We start from the raw sequence: 20,006 nt of genomic DNA, 5'->3' as shown, positions 1-20,006 counted from the left end.
GGTTTCCCCATGTGAGAGTAGGTCATCGTCAAGATTAAATTCCAGAACCCCATCTGCTCACGCAGATGGGGTTTTGTCTTTATAAGTGAAGGTCTCCAATTTTCGCTGACACGTTACCTGGTAATGGATCAGCCACAGAATTTCTTGACGACCATAGAGCATTGGAACCACCTGATCCCATCCCGAACTCAGAAGTGAAACGATGCATCGCCGATGGTAGTGTGGGGTTTCCCCATGTGAGAGTAGGTCATCGTCAAGATTGAATTCCGAAACCCCTGTCTGCTGACGCAGACAAGGGTTTTGTCGTTTCAGGGGTACAAAAAAGGCCAGCCTTCGTTGCCGATGGCTGGCCTGCTGTCGCTAACGCTGGTTAGAACTGATAGCTCACCGTCGCACTGACGTTGCGCTCTTCGCCCATGTAGCAGAAGTTCAGGCTGGCACACGAGGCAACGTAGCTCTCATTGGTAAGGTTGTTGGCGTTCAAGCGCACGTCCACGCCCTTGAGCCCCACCTTGCCCAAGTCATACCCCATCGACGCGTCCCACAGCGTGTAGGAGGGCACCTTCATGGTGTTCTCGGCATCGACCCAGCTCGAGCCCACATAACGCAAGCCTGTGCCCAGCCGCAGGCCATCCAGCGCGCCGCTGTTGAACCTGTAGTCGCCCCACACCGAGGCCATGTGTTTGGGCGCCTGGGTTGGAGAGTTGCCCTTGTTGTCGACATCGCTGACCGTGCTTGGCATCGATTTCGAATAATCGATGTCGGTCAGCGTGTAGCTACCCAGTACTTTGAAGTTATCCGTCAGCTGCATGTGCGCTTCAAGCTCCAAGCCCTGAGAGCGAACAACACCGATCGCGCGATAGAAGTTCTCTTGCGGCAGCTTGGTCGCCAGGTTCTCCTGATCGATGCGGAACACCGATGCGGTGAACAGGTTGTCAGTACCCGGCGGCTGGTACTTGATGCCCGCCTCCCACTGCTTGCCATCGGTGGGTGCCAGTGGATTGCCGGCGCTGTCGGAATAGGAGTTCGGGTTGAACGATTCGGAATAACTGATATACGGCGCCACTCCGTTATCGAACAGATACAGCACGCCGGTGCGGCCGGTACTCTTGGTGCGCTTGTCGCTGATCTCGGTGCCTTCGGGGCGGTTGAATTCGGCGATGCGGTTTTCGTCAGAGGTCTCGACCCAGTCGTGACGCAGGCCCAGTGAGAAGCGCCACTTGTTCCACTCATCAGGTCCTGGGCATACACCCCGGTCTGCTCCAGGCGACGCAGGTAGCTGGTCGGGTCGTAATAGGTGATGTCGGCGTTGCCATAGACCGGGTTGAACGCATCGATCGGCGCCAGCGAGCCGCTCTGCCAGTCGACCACCGTCTTGCGCCGCTGATAGTCCGCGCCAAACAGCGCCGTGTGCTTGACGGCGCCTGTGAAAAATTCGGCCTGCAACATGTTGTCGATGATGTACGAATGCAGGTGCTCGTTCGCGCCAGAGTAATAGCGGTTCAGCTCGTTGCTGGTCGGTGTCGTCCAGCCATAGCTGTACACCTGATCCAGACTCACCTTCGAATCCAGGTAGCGGAAGTTCTGCCGCGCGGTGAAGACGTCGTTGAAACGATGTTCGAACTGATAGCCGAAAGACCGCTGGTCTCGGCTGTAGCCATCGATGCCCGGCTCGCCTTCGAAGAAGTGTTCGGAGATGCGCTGGCCATTGCGCTGATGCAAGACGCCATCGGCGGGGTTGCCGCCGTGATAGCCGCCGTCAGGGTCGTGTTGCAGGTACGCCTGAAGCGTCAGCGAAGTGTCCTCGGTGAAATCGATGCTCAGGGTTGGAGCCAGTGCGTAGCGCTTTTCCTCGGCGTGATCGAACTGGGTGTCAGATTGGTCGGTCAGCCCCACCAGCCGATAGGCGATGCGCTTGTCGTCATCCACAGGCCCGCTGAAATCAAAGCCCACTCCGCGCTGATGGTTGGAGCCCACCGTCGCCTGAATCTGATGGTAGGGCTCGTACAGCGGCTTCTTGCTGGTCAGCGCGACCAGGCCACCCGGCGAGCTGCGGCCGTACAGCACCGACGACGGTCCCTTGAGGATATCGACGCGCTCAAGGAAATACGGGTCGACCTGCATCGTGCTGTAGGTGCCGCTGTCGCCCATGGACTTCAGGCCGTCGAGGTAGATGTTGTCCACCGAGCCATCATTGAAGCCGCGCATCGCCACGTAGTCGTAACGATGGGTCGCGCCATAAGGGTTGGTCAGCACACCCGGCGTGTAACGCATGGCTTGCGCGACGGTCTGCGAGCCCTGGTCGTCCATCTGCTCGCGGGTGACCACCGACACCGACTGCGAGGTCTCCAGCAGCGCGGTACTGGTCTTGGTCGCGATCTGGCTGTGAGTGGCGCTGTAGCCCTCCATGCTGCCCAACGCGTTGCCCAGGGCAAACCCGTGAACGTCGGTGCTCGGCAGCGACATCGTCTGATCATCGGCCTTGTGCAGCACATAGCTGCTGCCGTCCTGGCTGATCGCCTGCAAACCACTGCCGCCCAGCAGAATCGTCAGCGCCTGATCGGTCGGATAATTGCCCTGCAGGCCCTGTGAGCGAAGCCCGGCAGTCTGTTCCGGCGTGGCCGACAGCATGATCCCCGCCTGACGCGCGAACTGGTTCAGCGCCTCGTCCAGGGAGCCTGCGGGAATCGAATAGCTGCGCGCCGGACTGACGACCACCGCGGCGTCTGCGAGCGCGTGAAGCGGCACAGCGCAGGCGGACAGCGTCGTGGAAATCAGCGCCGCCCGAACGGCGCAGCCCAGAAGGGAAGGTCCTGGGCGCGAAGCATCGGGAAGGCAATCGCGATCGAGAGAGGGTGGCGCGTTGCGTTGAAGCCGGGTCATTGCGGATTCCGTCGAAGTCGGTGAAGAGGAGGGGTGCTGATCTCTAAGCCGAACGTGCGAACGAAACCCGCCAGAAATAAGTGAATGTCATGCGTCGCGCTGCAGCGTCACCCACCAGCGCGTGCGGTACTTGAGCTGCACCGGCAAGGTCTGCGGCAGAATGGCCAGCAGCTTGTCGGTGTCCTTAAGGCGGAAGACGCCGGACAGCCGCAGGTCGGCGACATTCTGCGCGCACGCCAGATAGCCACGACGATAGCGCGCGACCTCTGCAAGGAAATCACCCAGGCGCATGTTGCGTGTAACGATAAGGCCTTCGGCCCACGCGGCCGGATCCATGTTCAGCTCAGGCAGCAGATTCGCCCGTTGGCCGTCCACCGAATAGCTTTGCCCCGCGCTCACGGTCACGGGAGAACCCTCCGGCGTGCGAATCAGCACGCGCCCGTCGGTGACGCTGAGCCGCGTGCGATGCTCATCCTGACGCACGACAAAACGCCCCGGCCGCCCAATGCCCGGCAGCCCTTCAAAAGTGCCATGTCGGCAACTGACCAGCAGAGGCCGTGGCGTCGCGCTCTGCGCATCAGCGCCGCAGGTGATGAGCATTTCGCCTTTGCTGAGTTTGATCAGGCGCTGGCTCGGGCTGAAGTCCTGATCCACGGCGGTATCGGTATTGAGTTGCAGGCGTGTGCCATCGGCCAGAGCAAAGCCGCTGCGCTCGCCGATGTGAGTGGCGAAATCGGCCCGCCATTGCTGCCAGGGCGTCAGATCCCTCGCCAGATACGCGCTTGATCCAACTACCAGCAAACCAGACAGCAATTTCAGCGCCTGCCTGCGGCCCAATCGCTGGGCGCTGTTTTCCAGGGCATCGAAGGCGGCGCCGCTTGCGGGCAGTGCCTGAAAGCGGCTGTGCAGATCGGCATTAAGCGACAGCACCCGCTGCCAGGCGCATTCATGATCCGGATGCGCCGCGCGCCATTGCTCGCAGCGTGCACGCACACGGGGGCTCGCGGCCTGACTGTTGAGGCGCATCATCCACTCGATGGCCTGGCGAACTACGGCAGGCGAGGGCTGACGCTGATCAAGTGCCGATGCCTGACTCATTCGCCGTACCTCAGTTGGTAGCAGTGATACAGCGCGTCGGCAACATAACGCTCCACCGAGCGCACCGAAATGCTCATCTTTTCGGCGATCTGCTTGTAGGTCATGCCCTCGCATTGGGCGAGCAAAAAAGCGCGGCGCACCTTGGGTTTCAGCCCGTCGAGCATCCTGGCGATACTGTCCAGAAGTTCGAACACCAGCTCGCGGGATTCGGGCGAGGGCGTTTCGTGCTCGGGTAGATGGGCGAGGGCTTCCAGGTAGGCGCGCTCCAGCTCTTCGCGGCGCCAGTGATCGATCACCAAGCCCCGCGCGACAGTGCGCAGAAAGGCACGTGGCGCTTTGAGTTCTAACAATTCGCTGCGATTGAGCAGGCGCACGAAGGTGTCTTGCGCCAGGTCAGCGGCATCGGCGGCGTTGCCCAGCTTGCTGCGCAGCCAGGCATTGAGCCAGCCGTGGTGATCGCTGTAGAGGGTGCGCAGGGTCACGTCGGAAGAAGGCATTGAAACGCGCCATCCCAGCGCCGCTTAAATGATAATGCGTCGCATTGTGTTGAGATGGGTGCCGATTTGCAACTCTGGTTGTGGGAGCTGTGGGAGCGAATTCATTCGCGAGACGTCGGAACATCCACCAGAGATGTATCGACCGCAAGATTGCATCGCGAATGAATTCGCTCCCACAGGTTTTGGGTCAGGCGCGCCGTGTGTGTGCGGCAACGCCCAAGTCAGTGGTCAGGCGAACAACTTCTGCACATTACTCATCGCGTCATCGGCAAAACCCTGCAGGAACGCCTGGAATTCATCAGCGTTCATGGGATTGCCAACAGCAGGCTCGGCGATGATTGTCCAGGTGGCCTGGCTGCCATCGCGCTCAGGCTTCACGGTCATCGAGGCCCACAAGTTGCCAACGCCAAGGTTGTTGTAGATCGTGGTCCAGGTCAACGAAAACGCCTTGTCGTTGCGCGAGTTGAGCTGCTCGACCACCTCAAGGCCTCCCTCCTTGAAGCGCTTGTGGCGAATCGAACCTGCCCCCTGGCCGATCACGTCGATGCTCTCCAGCGCAGGGATGAATTGAGTAAACCCGCCGAAATCCCCAACCACCTGCCAGACATCATTTGCCGGGGCATTGACCTTGACCGAGGCCACCACCGGTTTGCCCGCCGGGTTGGCGATCAGGGTGTCGGGTTTCAGCGCGTCGATTGTGTTGATTGCGTTCATGTCGTTCTCCATTACGTAGGTGGGTGTTGCGTTCAGATGAAGTCGATTTCTTTCAGGTAATCGCAGCCCTTGCGCAGCAGCGCCGGGGTTTTCTGCGGGTAGCGTTCGCCCATGCGTTGCACGCCGGCGAGGGCATTGGGGTAGGCGATCATCGAGATGTCGCCGATGTCTTCCTCAAAGCCGTCGAGGTAGAAGCCGAGCACGCCGAACAGCGCGTTCTGGCTGTCGACCCGATTGAGCTGGGTCTGCCAGTGCGCGACGCTGACCATCTCGAATTCACGCCCCGCCTCGCGAAACGCGTCGACGTAGCCGCTCCAGCTCAGGGGCTCGGGGTTGTGCAGGTTGAACACCGCGCGGGCGGGCTGATAACGGCTGCTGTGAAAGCCGATGAAGCGGGCGAGGAAGTCCACCGGCATCAGGTCGAAGGTCATCGAGAAATCCGGGACCTGCCCCAGTTGCATCGAGCCCTTGAGCATCAGCATCAGGCGGTTCTTGTGGGGCTGGCAGACGCCGGTGACGCTGTTGAAAGCGATGTTGCCGGGCCGATAGATGTTCACCCAGGCGCCCTGATCGCGGGCCTGTTGCAGGATGCGCTCGGCGACCCATTTGGACAGGTTGTAGCCGTTTTTGATGTAGATCGGCGGGGTCTCGGCGGCAGGCGCTTCCAGCACGCTGCCATCGGCGGCCACGGCGCTGGAGGCCGAGAGCGTCGAGACGAAGTTGAACACCTTCTTGCTGCGGCCTTCGCACAGGCGAAGGCACTCGAAGATCGGCGCGACGTTGTCCCGGGCCAGCGTTTCGTAGTCCTGCACGTGGTTGACGTTGGCCGCGTTGTGCACCAGCGCGCCGAACTCGCGATCCAGCCGCTCGTACACCTCGTCACTCAAGCCCAGTTGCGGCCGGGTGATGTCAGCGGCGTAGACCCGCACGCGGGCCAGGTCCAGGTGCTCCAGGCGGTTCTCGCGCAGGGATTCGACAAACCGATCCTGCGCGGTCAGCCCGTTGCCCTCACGCACCAGGCATGCCACTTCGGTGGCGCCCCACGCCAGCAGCGCCTCGACGATGTGCACGCCGAGAAAGCCGTTGGCGCCGGTGACGATGACTTTGTGGACATCACCCAGCTTGCCCACGGGCAGCACCGGCAAGTCGAGCGGCGTGTTGGCGTCCTTGATCGCTTGTGGGCTGACCGTCCAGGACGACGCGCCATCGCTGTCGAGCAGCGAGGCCAGGTTGACCAACGTCGGCGCTTCGATGAAGCGGTTGATCGGGATGCTGCGGCCGAAATGCTCACGAATTCCCAAAAGCATCTGCGACAGCAGAATCGAGTGGCCGCCGAGATTGAAGAAGCTCTCTTCGGTGGAGATATCCCCCGGCGGCAGCTCCAGCAGCTCGGCCCACAGGCTCAGCAACAGGCGTTCGTTGTCGGTTTCCGGCTGACGCCGAGGCGCTTGGTCGATGAGGTTGATCGGCAGTTGCAGCAGCGCCTTACGATCGACCTTGCCGTTGTTGGCGAACGGCATGTTGGCCAGCTCCGTGTAGGCCGCCGGGCGCATGTAATCGGGCAGCAGGTGTTCGACATGGGCCTTGAGCAAGTGCCGAGCTGCATCGGGCTCGACGCCGTGGGGCTGGGCGAGAAACGCCAGAATTCGCCGCTGCTCGTCGACCACCACAGCGACTTGCCGATACAGCTGGCTGTGGCGCAGGCAGTGCTCGATTTCCTCAGGCTCGACGCGAAAGCCTCGGATTTTCACCTGATTGTCCCGTCGGCCGGACAGCTCGATGCCGTCAGCGGTCCATTTGCCGATATCCCCTGTGCGATAGGCGCGCAGGCTCTCGCCGTCGCCTAGGGGAATCTGCACATAGCGCTCGGCGGTGAGCGTCGGGTTGTGGATGTAACCCAATCCCACGCCAGGCCCGACAATGTACAGCTCGCCCGCAGTCTGCTCGGCAACGGGCCGCAGTTGTTCATCGAGAATCAGCAACTGGCTGTTGGCGATAGGGCGCCCGAGGTTGCGATTGCTGCTGCCCGGCTGGAATTGCCCGGCCGTGATCAGCACCGTGGCTTCGGTCGGGCCGTAAAGGTTATGAAACTGGCATTGCGCGGCCAGACGTTCAATCACGTAGGGCTCGCAGACGTCGCCGCCGGTGCACAGGTGTTCGAGCGTCAGCGGTTTTTCCAGCGGCAAAATACTCAGCAGGGCCGGGGGCAGGAACGCGTGGCTGAGGTTTTGCTCCAGCAGCTGGACCAGTTGCAGCGGATCGCGGCGCTGGTCTTCGCTGGCGACCACAAGCTCTGCGCCGCTGAGCAGGGTCGGGAAGATGTCGATCACTGAAGAGTCGAAGCTCAGGGTCGAGAACTGCAATACCCGGCTGTGCTCGGACAGGCTGACGTAATCGGCGTACCAGGCCGTGAAATGGCTGAGGTTGCGCTGACTGAGCATCACGCCCTTGGGATGCCCCGTGGTGCCCGAGGTGTACAGCGCCATGCATGGCGCATCAAGCCCGGGTGCGTGTCGCATCAGCGAATCCGCCGTAGGCGTGACCTCGATATCGCAGATGTTCAACCCCGGCACGCACTGTCCGGCCAACGGATGCAGGCCATCGTGAAGCAACAGCGCAGCCTTGGCGTTTTCCAGGATGTATTGCTGACGCTGCAGCGGCTGGCTGGGGTCCAGCGGCAGATAAACCGCGCCGTAGCCGAGAATCGCCAGAATCCCCGCGAACAGCGCCGTCGATTTCGGCAGGCAGATGCCGATCACCAAGGGCTCGTTATCCGATGGCTCCAGCAGCGGCTGCATCTGCGCCTGAATCGCCACGCAATGCGCGCGCAGGGCGTCGTAACGGATGCGCTGTTCGCCCAGACTCAACGCACAATGGTCGCCAAACCTGGCGAAGCTGCGATCCAGTCGCGCCACCAGTGGCTGCTGCGCGATGCTCAGCAAATGCGGCTGCGCGGTGTGATTGAAGCGATGCTCGAAGGCCAATCGGTCCAGTGTGTGCAGACCTTCCTGCCACTCGCTCCGGGACGGCTCGTCGCACTGCGCCCGAGCGAAATGCTCGGCGTCGCGGGAGTAGCGACTGACCTGCAGGGCGATGCCGTCGATCAGCGCGGACGCGGCCCTGTCGCGCAGCATGCGGCCGTTGCCCGAAGACTCGGCGGGCACTGTTTCGCGCATGATCAAACGCTGCGCAGTCGCCGAGCCAAACCAGCACAACCACTCCACGTGTGGCAATCCGGGGTGAGCACTCGGCGTCAGCCCCACGCGCAGACCCAGATGCACCGTGGCCTTGAAGGCTTGCAGCCTTGCACTCGCCAGATCCAGCGTGCCGTCCTCGATGAGCATCGAGACGCCGCTCAGGGCGCTGTCTTCCAGCGCCTGGGCATCGGGCAGCAGGTGAAGCTGATGCCCATGGCTGTCGAGCTCCATGCTCAGTTCGCTCAAGGCCCGGCTGTGGCCGATGAGCACCATCTCAAGGCGCTTCATTGCGCGCCTCCTGCCGGCAAGTAGTCGGCAAGTGCCTGTTGCACGCAGGGGGATTCGAGCATCGCGCTGGCCTTGAAGAAGCGCACGATGTTGCCCACCAGCGGGTGATGGCGGTTGATCGGGAAGCTCATCGCCTGGGTTTCATCCCTGAGCGCCTGTTTGATCGGCTCGGCGGCGGCGAGGTGGTCAATGAGCACGAAGTCGAAGGACTTCTGGATGTCATTGGTCAAATATTGAGCAATGAACACCGGCATGATGTGCGCAATGGTCTGGCGGTCTTCTTCGGGCGCGACGTTCCAGTAGATGCGCACCAGCCGCGCCCAGAAGCCTGAATGGCGGCCCTCGTCGAGCAGGTGATCGGCCATCAGACCCTTGACCGATTGCTTGACCGTATCGTCCTTGGCGAATGCCGCGACATCATTGGTCACGGTGTTTTCGGCGATGGCCACGCAGATCAGCTCGACAGCGCTGCGCAGGTGGTCAGGTGCCAACGCCAGAGCTGCGGGAATGGCGCGGCTCAGTTCGATTTCCAGCGGCAGGTGAATCGGCTGGATACCAGTCAGCGCAATGGTCTGCTGCATGAAGTCCATCGCCACCAGCGCGTGGTAATCCTCATCGACCACCACGGTCATCGCGTCATAGCGGCAGGCGAACGGGAAGCGGATCGCGAAGTTGTCCTTGGCGATGCTGCGGGCGGTCTTGTCGACAATTTCGGTCTCGAAAATCACCACGTCGTTGATGAACTTGTACAGGCTCTGGATCAGCGCGAAGTCACGCAAATGAGGGCATTCGCGGGTGAAGGTTTCGCTGAGCACCAAGGGTTGGCGACTCAGGGGGTAGATCAGCTTTTCGTCATTTTCGACGATGCGGCGCGGGCGGGTGCGAATCGTCGCACGGCCTTCCCAGGCGTCGGCAAAGGACAGGTAGTCTTCGGCTTTCATGGTGTCGTCCTTGTGGTCAGAGCGGAGGGGTTGCAGGACCGCGCGGGGGTCATGCGCTGACTTCCAGCGCCGGCTGGCGCATGCTCACGCGCAGGGCGTCCCACAAGGCGATGCGGCTCTCAACGGCCGCGATGGCGGCCTCATAGACTTGCTGCTCGCGTTGTTCGTCGCCGTCCACCAGGCGCGCAAGCAGGGATTCAGCGGCAGGGCCGTGGTCTTCGGAGTCCACTTCAATGTGGCGTTCGAGGTAGTAGCGAAAGGTCGGTGCCTGGTTGGCGGTGATGCCCCAGTCGTCGAGGATGCGTTGGAACATCTGCGGGATGACGCTCTCCCGGCCATGCAGAAAGGCCGCCGCGACACTGTGCGCAGGAGCATTGAGGGCGATGTCCAGGGTGTCGCGAACAAAGCAGGCTTCGGCTTTGCCGGCCTTGACGCTCTCCAGTGCGGTTTCGTAGTGAACGCCTTGTTTTTGCAATTCGACGAAGCGCTCGACCCGCGCCGTGCTGGCGCCCACTTCACGCATGGCATCCAGATACAGCTCGAAATGGCTGTAGTGACCGTGCTCGAGGCGGTCGTCCGACTCCTCGCCCAGCACGATCTCATTGATCAGCCGCGCGGCCTTCGGGTCTTTGGGTGGCAGCCAGGGCAATCGGGTGCAGGTCAGCTCCTGTTGCAAGCGTTTGGTCAGCGACATGAAATCCCAGACCGCGAAGACATGCGCCTCCATGAACCGTCGCAGCACATCCAGTGAATCAATTTCAGAGAAAATCGGGTGGGCGCTTAGTTCCGATTTCTTGCGGATCAACAGTTGTTTTTGAATGCTCATTTTAACGTCCTTGATGTCCGTAAGTTATGCAAGTGGCCCACGTTATTTGCCTGTAATCGAACGCTGTAAGTTGAGCGATATCACCTCGCTGAACCGAAGCGTTATAGATAACGGGCAAGCGTCGACCGCGAACAGAGACTTCGTTTAATGGTCGTGAGTGTCATAAGCCAGGCACGGTGCTTTGGCATTGTCAGTCGAGTGCAGCGCCGCAGGCAGCGGGCTTGCGGTGCGATGTAACCGGTGACGAGAAAACGTTAAAGCACTTTTTAATTCGTGCGCAAACACTTTTTAATAATTTTTATTTAATATAAAAACTGCGCACGCAGAGGGCCGATAAAACTTTAACGATAAGTTTTATTGGGGCGAGCACAACCCTTCCAGCTCATTAGAGTCAGAATTGATAATAATGAACGAATGCCTCGTTCAGCGTTGCGCGTTAACTGAATAATCGAATTAGAAGGATTTTGAGTGGGCGACGTAGTTGGCATCCCTCAAACGTCTGCGCCCTGGCACTGCTCCTTTCGTTGCTCCATGAAAATGGCGTGTGCGCAACCGACTGCAGACGGGTTCGCTGCCCGAGTTTGCCTGAAACACAGCACTGCGCTGCGTTAAGGCGGGTAGATTTCACGATAGATGAGGGATGTGAGTGAAGGGGGGCCGCTTCGCAGTGGCGTGTGCCGGACTCTTTAGCAGCCGGCTTGCCGGCGGTGGCGTCCTTGAGAACGTTACTGCCGGCAAACCGTGTCGCTGCAGATTTGAGAGAGGATCAGACGTCGAGCAAACCCAGATGGGTATTGATGATGTGCAGCAGACGCTGACGCTGCGACAGGGGGAAGTCGTGGTTGCCGCGCACTTCGATCAGCTCGAACTCGCGACGGGTGAATTCACGCCAGTTCATCATGCTGGCGGCGGTGTCCACCGGATCGTCGCTGCCGTAGAGCGCAGTCAGCGCGATGTCCAGGCCTTCATCAGGGCAGTGCGACCATAATTCCGAGAGTTTCAGGTCGCTGCGCATTACCGGCTCGAACAGGCGCATGAGCTTCTTGTCGTGAAGCAACGATTGGGGGGCCACGCCTCGCGTGATCAGGGCTTCGATGAAGTCGTCCTGGGGCAGGGTATGCAGGTAGGGGGTCGGCTGCTGACTGTCGGGGCTGCGACAGCCGGAAATGAACAGATGGCGAGTCAGGCCGGGGAAGTGAGTCTGCGCCAGACGGGCCATTTCGTAGGCCACGCGGCCGCCAAAGCTGTGGCCGTAGAAGGCGTGGGGTTCGGTGACGTAGGGCTGCAGCGCGGCAAACGTGTCCCGCAGCAGCGGCGCCCACTGATCGTAGGGCGTTTCCTTGAGTCGGCTGCCGTGGCCCGGCAGGCGCAGGGTCACGAGTTCGATGTGGTCGGCCAGATCCTGCGACCAGTCACGAAACTGCTCCGGATCGCCACCGGCGTGAGGAAAGCAGATCAGCCGTGTTCTGATGGGTTGTCCGGAATTGACCACCATCAGCCATTTGCTTTGTTCGGCGTACACAAGGGTGTCCCCAAGCCTGCGCGAGCAGACTGCGTATAACCGTGGGGCCGGGTCCTTCGGCGCTGGCACCGGGGTATCGATGCCCAATCAGCCCCATGCTTCATCCGGTCAGCGATGGCGACCGCAAGCAGGGGTGCGAATGCTGGACCGTGAACAGCCGCCGTTCACGGTCGTTGAACCCTCACTGGGCGAGGGCGCGCTTCCTTGACGCCGGGGCGGGTTTGGCGACTTCCGCAGGCCGGCTCTTGAGATAGGTGTTGATCGCTTCGACACCACGATTCAAGTGATGTGCGAGGGCGCTGACGGTGGATTCCACGGCGCCAGCTTCGGCCATTTCAAGCAATTCATAGTGGTCGTGCTGGGACAGCTTGCCCAGGCCCATGTATTTGAGGTTGAAGCGCAGGAATCGCTCTTCCTCGTTCAGACCATCTTCCACCAGCGTGAGCAGGCGTTTGTTGGTTGCCCGGGAATACAGCGTCATGTGGAACAGACGGTTGAGGGTGCCGATCTTGCTGTAATCGGACTCGACCTCGAGTTGTTCGATGTAGCTGCGCGCCAGGTTGATGTCCTCTGGGGTCAGCATCGGGATTGACTGGCGCAGGGCTTCGGACTCCAGCAGGATGCGCAGTGCATAGGCATCGGTGGCGTCTTCGTTGATCAGCGGAGCGACGACAGCGCCTTTATGGGTTTCGACACGCAGCAACGACTGCGCCTCAAGCTGGCGCAGGGCTTCGCGCACGGGCATGCGGCTGACGCCGAACAGCGTGGCCAGTTCTTGCTGGCGCAGCGCAAAGCCCGCAGGCAGGCGGCCGTCGAGGATCGCGGCGCGCAGTTTTTCCTCAATCACACCGCGCGCCAAATGCGCAGCAGGTTGCTCGCTGCCGAGTATTTCCCGCAGAAATTGTTCTTTTTCAGCCCTGCGCATCGTCACTTCTTCTTCGCTGATCAGGTTTTGGATCCAATGGAACAGTAGAGGCCGTTGTGGGGCTTGTCAAATTTTGAAACATCTCTGACTCAGCTGCGGCGAGGCGCATTCTACAAGGCTTTATACCGTTCATGTGCGTACGGTGTTCTCTGCTTGGATCGACACGAGGCGTCGGAAAACGGTCGCCTGGACGGGTGCATTTACCGCTCATGCAGGCAGACGATAGAAGTCGTTGATTCCCAAGCCGATGATCGCCAGATGCCATTATTTTCCTCGGTTGCAGGCTCGCCAGCGAGTACCTCCCGTCGACCTCATGGGCTGAGAGGAGCGAGGGCAGCTACATCCGCGCCATCGACCAGGAGCAGCACAAACGGCTGTTCATCGACGCGATCCAGCGTGCGGCTCACAGCATCGATCTGCCGTTGATTGCCGAGCGGTTGGAGACAGAAGGGGAGTTCGTGGTGCTGCGGGAGCATTCAGGGCGTGCAGGGGCAGCTGTTTGGGGATCCGGCGCCTTGGGAATAATGATGTCGGCGCGACGTAAAACTGTAGGAGCCGTCAAAGGTTACGACGGCAGCGAAGGCGTCCTGTCAGACACACCGCATCGCCACGTTCGTAACCTAAAGAAGCTCCCCCAGTCATTTGTTCGTGCAGACAGGACAGCGTTAGAGATACCGACCCGTCACAAAATGCTGCACATCATTGAACCCCGGCGTCGAGGCGTGCCCCGGCGTGACCAGTGAATCGATGAACGCTTCATCTTCGGCTGTGATCTTCACGCTCAGCGCCTTGGTGTAGCTGTCCCACTGCTCCTCGGTGCGCGGGCCGACGATGGCCGAGGTCACGGCCTGGTTGTTCAGCACCCAGGCGATGGCGAACTCCACCAGCCCGACGCCCTTGTCTTTGGTGTACTGCTGCAGTTTCTGCGCGATGTGCAGCGACTCCTGACGCCATTCGGTTTCCAGAATGCGCTTGTCCTGACGCCCCGCGCGGGTGCTGCTGTCGGGGGTGACATCCGGCGCATATTTGCCGCTGAGCACGCCCCGCGCCAGCGGACTGTAAGGCACCACGCCCAGGCCGTAGAACCTGGCGGCGGTGATCTGCTCAAGCTCTGCCTGACGGTTGACGATGTTGTACAGCGGCTGGCTGATCACAGGCCGGTCGACGCCCAGACGCTCGGCGACGTTGACCACTTCAGCGATGCGCCAGCCCCGGAAGTTGGACACGCCCCAATAGCGGATCTTGCCCTCGCGAATCAAATCGCCAATGGCCGAAACCGTCACCTCCAGCGGGGTGCTGTGGTCTTCCTTGTGCAGGTAATGGATATCGATGTAATCGGTGTCCAGACGACGCAGGCTCGATTCGATCTCGTTGAAGATGTGCTTGCGATTCAGCCCGCTGGTGTTGGGCGCGGTGTTGCCCGAACTGCTGCCCACCTTGGTCGCCAGCACCCACTCGCTGCGGCGCGAGGCAATGGCTTCGCCGACGATTTCTTCGGAGCGGCCGGCGTTGTAGACGTTGGCGGTGTCGATGAAATTCACGCCCTCATCCCAGGCCTTGTCGATGATGCGCAGCGATTCCTCGGTGTCGGTCTGCACGCCAAACATCATCGAACCCAGGGTCAGGGTCGAAACCTTGAGGCCGGATTGGCCAAGAATGCGGTAGTTCATTGCTCGATATCCTTTTCGTCAGGGAGATAGAAGTCAGGACAGCTCTAGGCCGGACATACTCGCCTGTTTGTGGCGGATTTGAACAGTGACAAATTCATACAATCACCACCTGTAGGAGCGCGCTTGCCCGCGATGGCGGCGTACCTGTGACACATCTGTCGATTGACCCACCGCCGTCGCGGGCAAGCGCGCTCCTACAGTTCAGCATCTGTGGGCATCACAACGTGAGGTCAGTATTGATCAGTCTGGCGTTGCGCCCTGCCAGAAAACACAACGTGCCACCCACCGCCGTGACTCCCGCCAACACGTAAAACATCGTTGGTGCGGGCGAGTTGATCAATAAATAACCACAGATCACCGGGCTCAATGCGCCCCCGAAGGCCGCCAGGTTTTGCGCGCCCAGGTAGCTGCCGCGCAGGTGGTCTGGCGCGATGGTGTCGACGAACAGGTATTCGGCCGGGTAGATGATCATCTCCCCCAGCGTGAACACGAACATCGCCGCGCACCAGCCCAGCGTCGATTGGGCGAAGCTGAAACCGAACAGGCCGATGGCGAACAGCGCGGTGCCCAGGCAGATCCAGTACGGCAGCTGCTCGCGCTTGAGGAAGCGACCGATCTGGTACTGCATCAGGATCACCGTGATCGCGTTGCAGGCCAGCACCGCAGAGAGGATTTTCAGCGCCTGTTCCGAGGTGTGGGTGACCAATAGAAACTGCGAGAGGTACAGCGTGTAACGGCCATGCACGATGGTGCTGAGCAGGCTGCCGCCGGTGAACAGGATCAGCGTGCGGTCACTCTTGAGCGTGGCCAGGGTGTCGAAAAAACTGCGCGGCTTGTTGTCGCTGTCGGCTACCGTCGGCGGGATGCCGATCATCAAAAACAGGCTGGCAAAGGCAATGGCGCTGGCGATAAGAAACGGCGCCAGCGGCAGCTGCCCGGCAATCAGCACGCCGAGCATGGGGCCTGTGGCGTAGCCGATATTGGTCAGGGTGTAGCGCAGCGAAAAGACTTTGGCGCGTTGGCCGATGGGCAGGTTCTCGCTGATGATCGCCTTGGAGCCGATGAGAAACAGCGCCGAAGCGGTTTCGGTGATCACCAGCGTGAGCGTGGTCAGGTAGACGTTCTGGGCGAAGGTGAGCAGGGTGAAGCCGATGGAACTGGAAAGCATCGCCAGAATGAGCAGCTTGCGTTTTTCGAGTCGGTCAATCATGTAGCCGCCATACAGCCCCAGCAACGTCGCGAGGAACACCGCGATGCCCATTAGCAACCCGACATCCTGCTGGTTCAGGCCCAGCTTTGTGCTCAGGAACAGCGTGAGCAAGGGGCTGGTCATCGCACGGCTCATGACGATGGTCAGCGAGCAGACCATCAGGCGGCGGATGACGAGGGAGTAGGTGGCCACTGTTGTTCTCATGTCCTGTGTTCGGCACTCACCCCTGTAGGAGCGCGCTTGCCCGCGAATGCGATCTGCCTGTGCCATTTGTGGTGTGTGACACAACGCTTTCGCGGGCAAGCGCGCTCCTACAGGTGTCTGTGTTGCCAGATCATCCGTGAAGGTTCATGCGGCGAATCACTGCCCCTGATCCATCCCTATCTTGGCCACTGCACCCTGTTCCAGCTCCCACTTCTTGAGGATCTTGCCGTAGGTCCCGTCGTCGACCATGGCCTGGATCGCCTCGGCAATCGCCTTGGCGAGTTCAGGGTTGGACTTGTTCACGCCCAGGCCGGTGAACTGTTTGGAGATCGCAAGACCAATTGGCTTGTAGGTGTCCTTCTCCTGGGACATCAGGTACGGAATGGTTTCGCTGCCTTGCATGGCGGCGTCCAGGCGACCCTGGCGCAGTTGCGCACGAGCGTCGGCCGAGCCTTCGGAGCCGCTGACGACGATGGCCGGCTTGCCTTTGGCCTCGCAGTTCTCTTTGCTCCACGCGGCGATTTCGGCCGGCCAGGTAGTGCGACGGCTGGTGCCGACTTTCTTGCCGCACAGGTCTTCAGGCTGATTGAGTTCAGTGTTCTTGGTCAGCGTGTACAGCTGCGGCCCGCTGGTGAAGTAGTCGACGAACGTCACCGATTTCTGGCGCTCAGCGGTGTCGGTCATGCCGGACAGAATGATATCGAAGCGTCTGGTGACCAGGCCGCTGACCATCTGCTCGAAGGCTGTTTCCTGCCATTTGATCTTCACGCCCAGACGCTCGGCGAGCGCATTGCCCAGGTCCACATCGAGGCCGGTCAGGGTGTTGGTGGTGGTGTCCTTGAAGTCCATCGGCGGGTAGTTCGGCACGATGGCGGCGGTGATTTCACCTTTGTCCTTGATGCTGGCGGGCAGCTCGGCGAAGGCCGCAGTGGAGGCCATGAGGCCCGCGAGCAGGGTGGGGAGGATCATTTTTTTCATGGTCGTTCTCGTTTGTTCTGGTTTAAGTGCGAACGGCAGAAATGAAGCTTTGGGTTCTTGGGTTTTGTGGACTTATTAGAATGTCTTCGGGGCTGCCGGCCTCCACAATCTGGCCGCCGTCCATGAACACCATGCGATTGGACACTTCGCGCGCGAAGCCCAGCTCATGGGTCACGACGATCATGGTCATGCCGCTGTGCGCAAGATCACGCATCACCGACAACACTTCGCCCACCAGCTCCGGGTCGAGGGCAGAAGTGGGCTCGTCGAACAGCATCAGCTTGGGCCGCATCGCCAGCGCGCGAGCGATCGCCACGCGCTGTTGCTGGCCGCCGGACAGTTCGACGGGATAGGAGTGACGCTTGTCCGCAAGGCCAACGCGGGCCAGCAGTTCGATGGCCTCCTCATTGGCCTCCTTGGGCGAGCGCTTGAGCACCTGGACCGGCCCCTCTACCACGTTCTGTAACGCGGTCATGTGCGGGAACAGGTTGAAGCGCTGAAACACCATACCGGTGCTCAGGCGCTGACGGGCGATTTGCACGTCGTTCAGTTCATGCAGCTTGTTGCCGACAATGCGATAACCGACCAGTTCACCATCGACCCACAGCCCGCCCTTGTCGATCTTTTCCAGTTGATTGACGCAACGCAGCAGCGTGCTCTTACCCGAGCCCGAAGGCCCGATGATGCACAGCACCTCGCCTTGCTCGACCTCGATGCTGACGTCTTTGAGGGCGTGAAACTGGTCGTAGTATTTGTTCAGGCCGACGGCTTTGACGATGCTTCTCATGCTGGATCTCCCTGGCCTGACTTACGAACGCTTGCCGGCGCCGCGAGCGAAGCGCAGCTCCAGACGACTTTGACCGAACGACAACACGGTGACCACGGCCAGGTACCAGATACCGGCGACGATCAGCAGTTCCATCACCCGGGCGTTGGCGTAGTAGATGTTCTGTGCGTTGTGCAAAAGTTCGGAGTACTGGATCACGTTGGCCAGGCTGGTCATCTTCACCATGCCGATGAATTCGTTGCCCACCGGCGGAATGATCACCCGCATCGCCTGAGGCAGGATCACGCGGCGCAACGCTTGCAGGCGTGGCATGCCGATGGATTTCGCTGCCTCGTATTGGCCGGTGTCCACCGACAACAGGCCAGCGCGCACCACCTCCGCGGTATACGCGCCCTGGTTGATCGAGAGGCCCAGCAGCGCAGCAACGAAGGGGGTCATCAGGCTTACGGTGTCAAGCTCAAACAAGCCGGGAATGCCGATGACCGGGAAGATCAGCGCCAGGTTGAACCACAGCAGCAGTTGCAGAATCAGCGGCGTGCCGCGAAACAGCCACGTATACGTGATCGCCACATAGCGCAGGATCGGGTTGGCCGACATGCGCATGATCGCGGTGATCACGCCGATCACCACGCCCAGCAGCATCGCCAGAATCGACATGATGATGGTGTTGAGCAGGCCCCACAGAATCGCTTCGGAGGTCAGAAACTGGCCGATGTAGCCCCACTCGATCTGACCGTTGGCGAAGGCGCGGGCAAGGCCGGCCAAGGCGATGACGATCAGCGTGGCGAAGAAGATCCGCCCGTAATAACGGCGCGGGACGTGTTCGTACTGGGTGATGTCGAACTCGTTCTCGATCTTCTTGCGTTCGGCTTGCAGTCGCTCTGCCTGATTCTGGTTCATGGTGTCTCTCCCAAGCGTGTACAGGCCGTGCGTATTCGATTTCAGCGAGTCATCGTTCGGCCGTTCAGGGTGTGTTCGGGCACGCTTTCGAGGCTGGGTGATCGCTGAGAGTGAGGGGCAGTTTCGCGTTAAAAGTCCTGATCGAAGTGTCAGGTTTTATTCTCTGAAATCAGCGACCGAGTCACTGATCAGGGCGTCGTGCAGATGGTTGCCAATCGCCATTTTCTGTGTTCATTATGATCTGTCGGGCATGTTTTTGTTGTGGGTCAAAGCCTGTTGAATATAACGGGCGAGGTAAATAAGCATTATGGAAACTCCACTTTCCACTTCCGGAAACGTGCCGCCCAAACCGGGGATCCGTCCGCCCTTGTCCCTCAGCGGAATGGACTTCAAGCTCTTGCGCGTCTTCCAGGCAGTGGTCGAGGCAGGAGGCTTCAGCGCCGCGCAAAACGAGCTGAACGTGGGGCTCGCCGCAATCAGCAAGCAAATTTCCGACCTCGAAATCCGCATCGGCATGCGCCTGTGCACCCGCGGTCGCGAAGGCTTTCATCTGACCGAAGAAGGCAAACTCGTCTATCAGGCGACCATCGAATTATTTGCCTCGGTGGATACTTTTCGTGACCGGATTAGTTCGGCGCAAAATGAACTGATCGGCGACCTGAGTATCGGCGTTATCGATAACACGCTGTCCGATCAAAGTTCGCCGTTAATTGCCGCGCTCAGAACACTGCACGACGAAGCGCCTAAAGTAAGACTGCGTCTGCATGCCTCGCAACTGGACGAGATAGAGCGGGGCGTGGTGGAAGGGCGATTGAGTGTCGGCATCGTGCCGGTGTATCAGCGTCGCGAAGAGTTCGATTATTTCGAGCTGTACGAAGAGCCCTCACACGCCTACTGCGCAGTGGGCCACCCATTGTTCAACGTGAACGACAGCGAACTGGACGTCGACAGCCTGCGTCACTACCAGGTGATCAACCACCGCTATGCGATTCATCGCGACAAGGCCAGCTTCGTCAATTACGACAGCCAGTCGGCGTCGGCCTCGCAGGTCGAAGCGGTGGCGATTCTGATCCTTACTGGCCGTTTCATCGGTTTTCTGCCCGAGCACTTCGCCCGCCAGCAGGTGCGCGACGGCCAGCTGCGCGCCCTGCGCCCCGACCTCATCCACCTGCGCACGCCCTTCAACCTCATCCTGCGCCACAGCGCCCCGCGCAGCCCGCTGGTGAAGGCGTTTGCGCAGGCGTTGGGGGTGGATTTGAAGCGGGTGGTGTAAACCAGATACCCACTACCTGTGGGAGCGAATTTATTCGCGAGACGGCGGAACATCCGACGGATATGGATCGGATGTAATGGCCAATCGCGAATG

General features: G+C 60.4%; 14 protein-coding genes, 1 rRNA gene and 2 pseudogenes. 3 read left to right on the top strand and 14 right to left on the bottom strand.

Features of this window, described 5'->3' with window-relative positions; genetic code table 11:
- Positions 1–143: 143 nt before the first annotated feature.
- A 5S ribosomal RNA gene (gene rrf, locus AC07V9_RS23815) occupies positions 144–259 on the top strand.
- A gap of 111 nt (positions 260–370) precedes the next feature.
- On the opposite strand, the pseudogene AC07V9_RS23810 reads toward rrf, so the two are convergent.
- The 9 genes and pseudogenes from AC07V9_RS23810 to AC07V9_RS23770 all read right to left on the bottom strand — a co-directional run bounded on the left by AC07V9_RS23810 (position 371) and on the right by AC07V9_RS23770 (position 12,891).
- Positions 371–2,883 (bottom strand): annotated as a pseudogene (locus tag AC07V9_RS23810) (TonB-dependent siderophore receptor).
- An 87-nt stretch (positions 2,884–2,970) separates the two neighbouring features.
- Positions 2,971–3,981 (bottom strand): DUF4880 domain-containing protein, encoded by a 1,011-nt coding sequence (locus tag AC07V9_RS23805; RefSeq protein WP_495018087.1) that lies wholly within the window; start codon positions 3,979–3,981, stop codon positions 2,971–2,973.
- A complete protein-coding gene (locus tag AC07V9_RS23800; protein ID WP_495018086.1) occupies positions 3,978–4,478 on the bottom strand; it encodes a sigma-70 family RNA polymerase sigma factor in 501 nt (166 codons plus the stop codon). Before AC07V9_RS23800 ends, AC07V9_RS23805 begins: the two co-directional genes overlap by 4 nt.
- 228 nt (positions 4,479–4,706) lie before the next feature.
- On the bottom strand, positions 4,707–5,192 hold the full coding sequence (locus AC07V9_RS23795) for an SRPBCC family protein (protein WP_495018085.1): 486 nt from the start codon (positions 5,190–5,192) through the stop codon (positions 4,707–4,709).
- 32 nt (positions 5,193–5,224) lie between these two features.
- The gene (locus AC07V9_RS23790; RefSeq protein WP_495018084.1) at positions 5,225–8,677 is read right to left on the bottom strand and encodes a non-ribosomal peptide synthetase; all 3,453 of its coding nucleotides are present in this window, start codon (positions 8,675–8,677) and stop codon (positions 5,225–5,227) included.
- Positions 8,674–9,618, bottom strand: coding sequence for a diiron oxygenase (locus AC07V9_RS23785; protein ID WP_495018083.1), 945 nt, complete (start codon positions 9,616–9,618; stop codon positions 8,674–8,676). Before AC07V9_RS23785 ends, AC07V9_RS23790 begins: the two co-directional genes overlap by 4 nt.
- Before the next feature lie 49 nt (positions 9,619–9,667).
- Positions 9,668–10,444 carry a DUF3050 domain-containing protein gene (locus AC07V9_RS23780; RefSeq protein ID WP_495018082.1) on the bottom strand — a complete coding sequence of 259 codons (777 nt, stop codon included), beginning with the start codon at positions 10,442–10,444 and terminating at the stop codon, positions 9,668–9,670.
- Between the two features lie 766 nt (positions 10,445–11,210).
- Entirely contained in the window at positions 11,211–11,966 is a 756-nt protein-coding gene (locus AC07V9_RS23775; RefSeq protein WP_495018081.1) for a thioesterase II family protein, read from the bottom strand.
- Between the two features lie 181 nt (positions 11,967–12,147).
- On the bottom strand, positions 12,148–12,891 hold the full coding sequence (locus AC07V9_RS23770; RefSeq protein WP_495018080.1) for a GntR family transcriptional regulator: 744 nt from the start codon (positions 12,889–12,891) through the stop codon (positions 12,148–12,150).
- Positions 12,892–13,220: 329 nt separating this feature from the next.
- On the opposite strand from AC07V9_RS23770, the pseudogene AC07V9_RS23765 reads away from it, so the two are divergent.
- A pseudogene (locus AC07V9_RS23765) lies at positions 13,221–13,416 on the top strand (hypothetical protein); the annotation flags it as partial.
- A 140-nt stretch (positions 13,417–13,556) separates the two neighbouring features.
- Here the strand turns inward: AC07V9_RS23765 and AC07V9_RS23760 are convergent.
- From AC07V9_RS23760 to AC07V9_RS23740, 5 genes are all read right to left on the bottom strand, one after another.
- Entirely contained in the window at positions 13,557–14,561 is a 1,005-nt protein-coding gene (locus AC07V9_RS23760) for an aldo/keto reductase (protein WP_495018079.1), read from the bottom strand.
- Positions 14,562–14,778: 217 nt separating this feature from the next.
- On the bottom strand, positions 14,779–15,963 hold the full coding sequence (locus AC07V9_RS23755; RefSeq protein ID WP_495018078.1) for an MFS transporter: 1,185 nt from the start codon (positions 15,961–15,963) through the stop codon (positions 14,779–14,781).
- 168 nt (positions 15,964–16,131) lie between these two features.
- Positions 16,132–16,953: an ABC transporter substrate-binding protein gene (locus AC07V9_RS23750; RefSeq protein WP_495018077.1), complete on the bottom strand. Its 822-nt coding sequence runs from the start codon at positions 16,951–16,953 to the stop codon at positions 16,132–16,134.
- Positions 16,954–16,975: 22 nt separating this feature from the next.
- Entirely contained in the window at positions 16,976–17,740 is a 765-nt protein-coding gene (locus AC07V9_RS23745) for an amino acid ABC transporter ATP-binding protein (RefSeq protein WP_495018076.1), read from the bottom strand.
- A gap of 21 nt (positions 17,741–17,761) precedes the next feature.
- Complete coding sequence (locus tag AC07V9_RS23740) at positions 17,762–18,640, bottom strand: amino acid ABC transporter permease (protein WP_495018075.1); 879 nt, start codon at positions 18,638–18,640, stop codon at positions 17,762–17,764.
- Positions 18,641–18,947: 307 nt separating this feature from the next.
- Here AC07V9_RS23740 and AC07V9_RS23735 point away from each other — a divergent pair, with 307 nt between their 5' ends.
- Complete coding sequence (locus AC07V9_RS23735; RefSeq protein WP_495018074.1) at positions 18,948–19,913, top strand: LysR family transcriptional regulator; 966 nt, start codon at positions 18,948–18,950, stop codon at positions 19,911–19,913.
- The last annotated feature ends 93 nt before the right edge of the window (positions 19,914–20,006 follow it).

Source organism: Pseudomonas sp. GW821-FHT02A11 (genome assembly GCF_059421985.1).
Note: the sequence above shows the minus strand (reverse complement) of the source record. Positions and strands in the feature narration are given on the sequence as shown.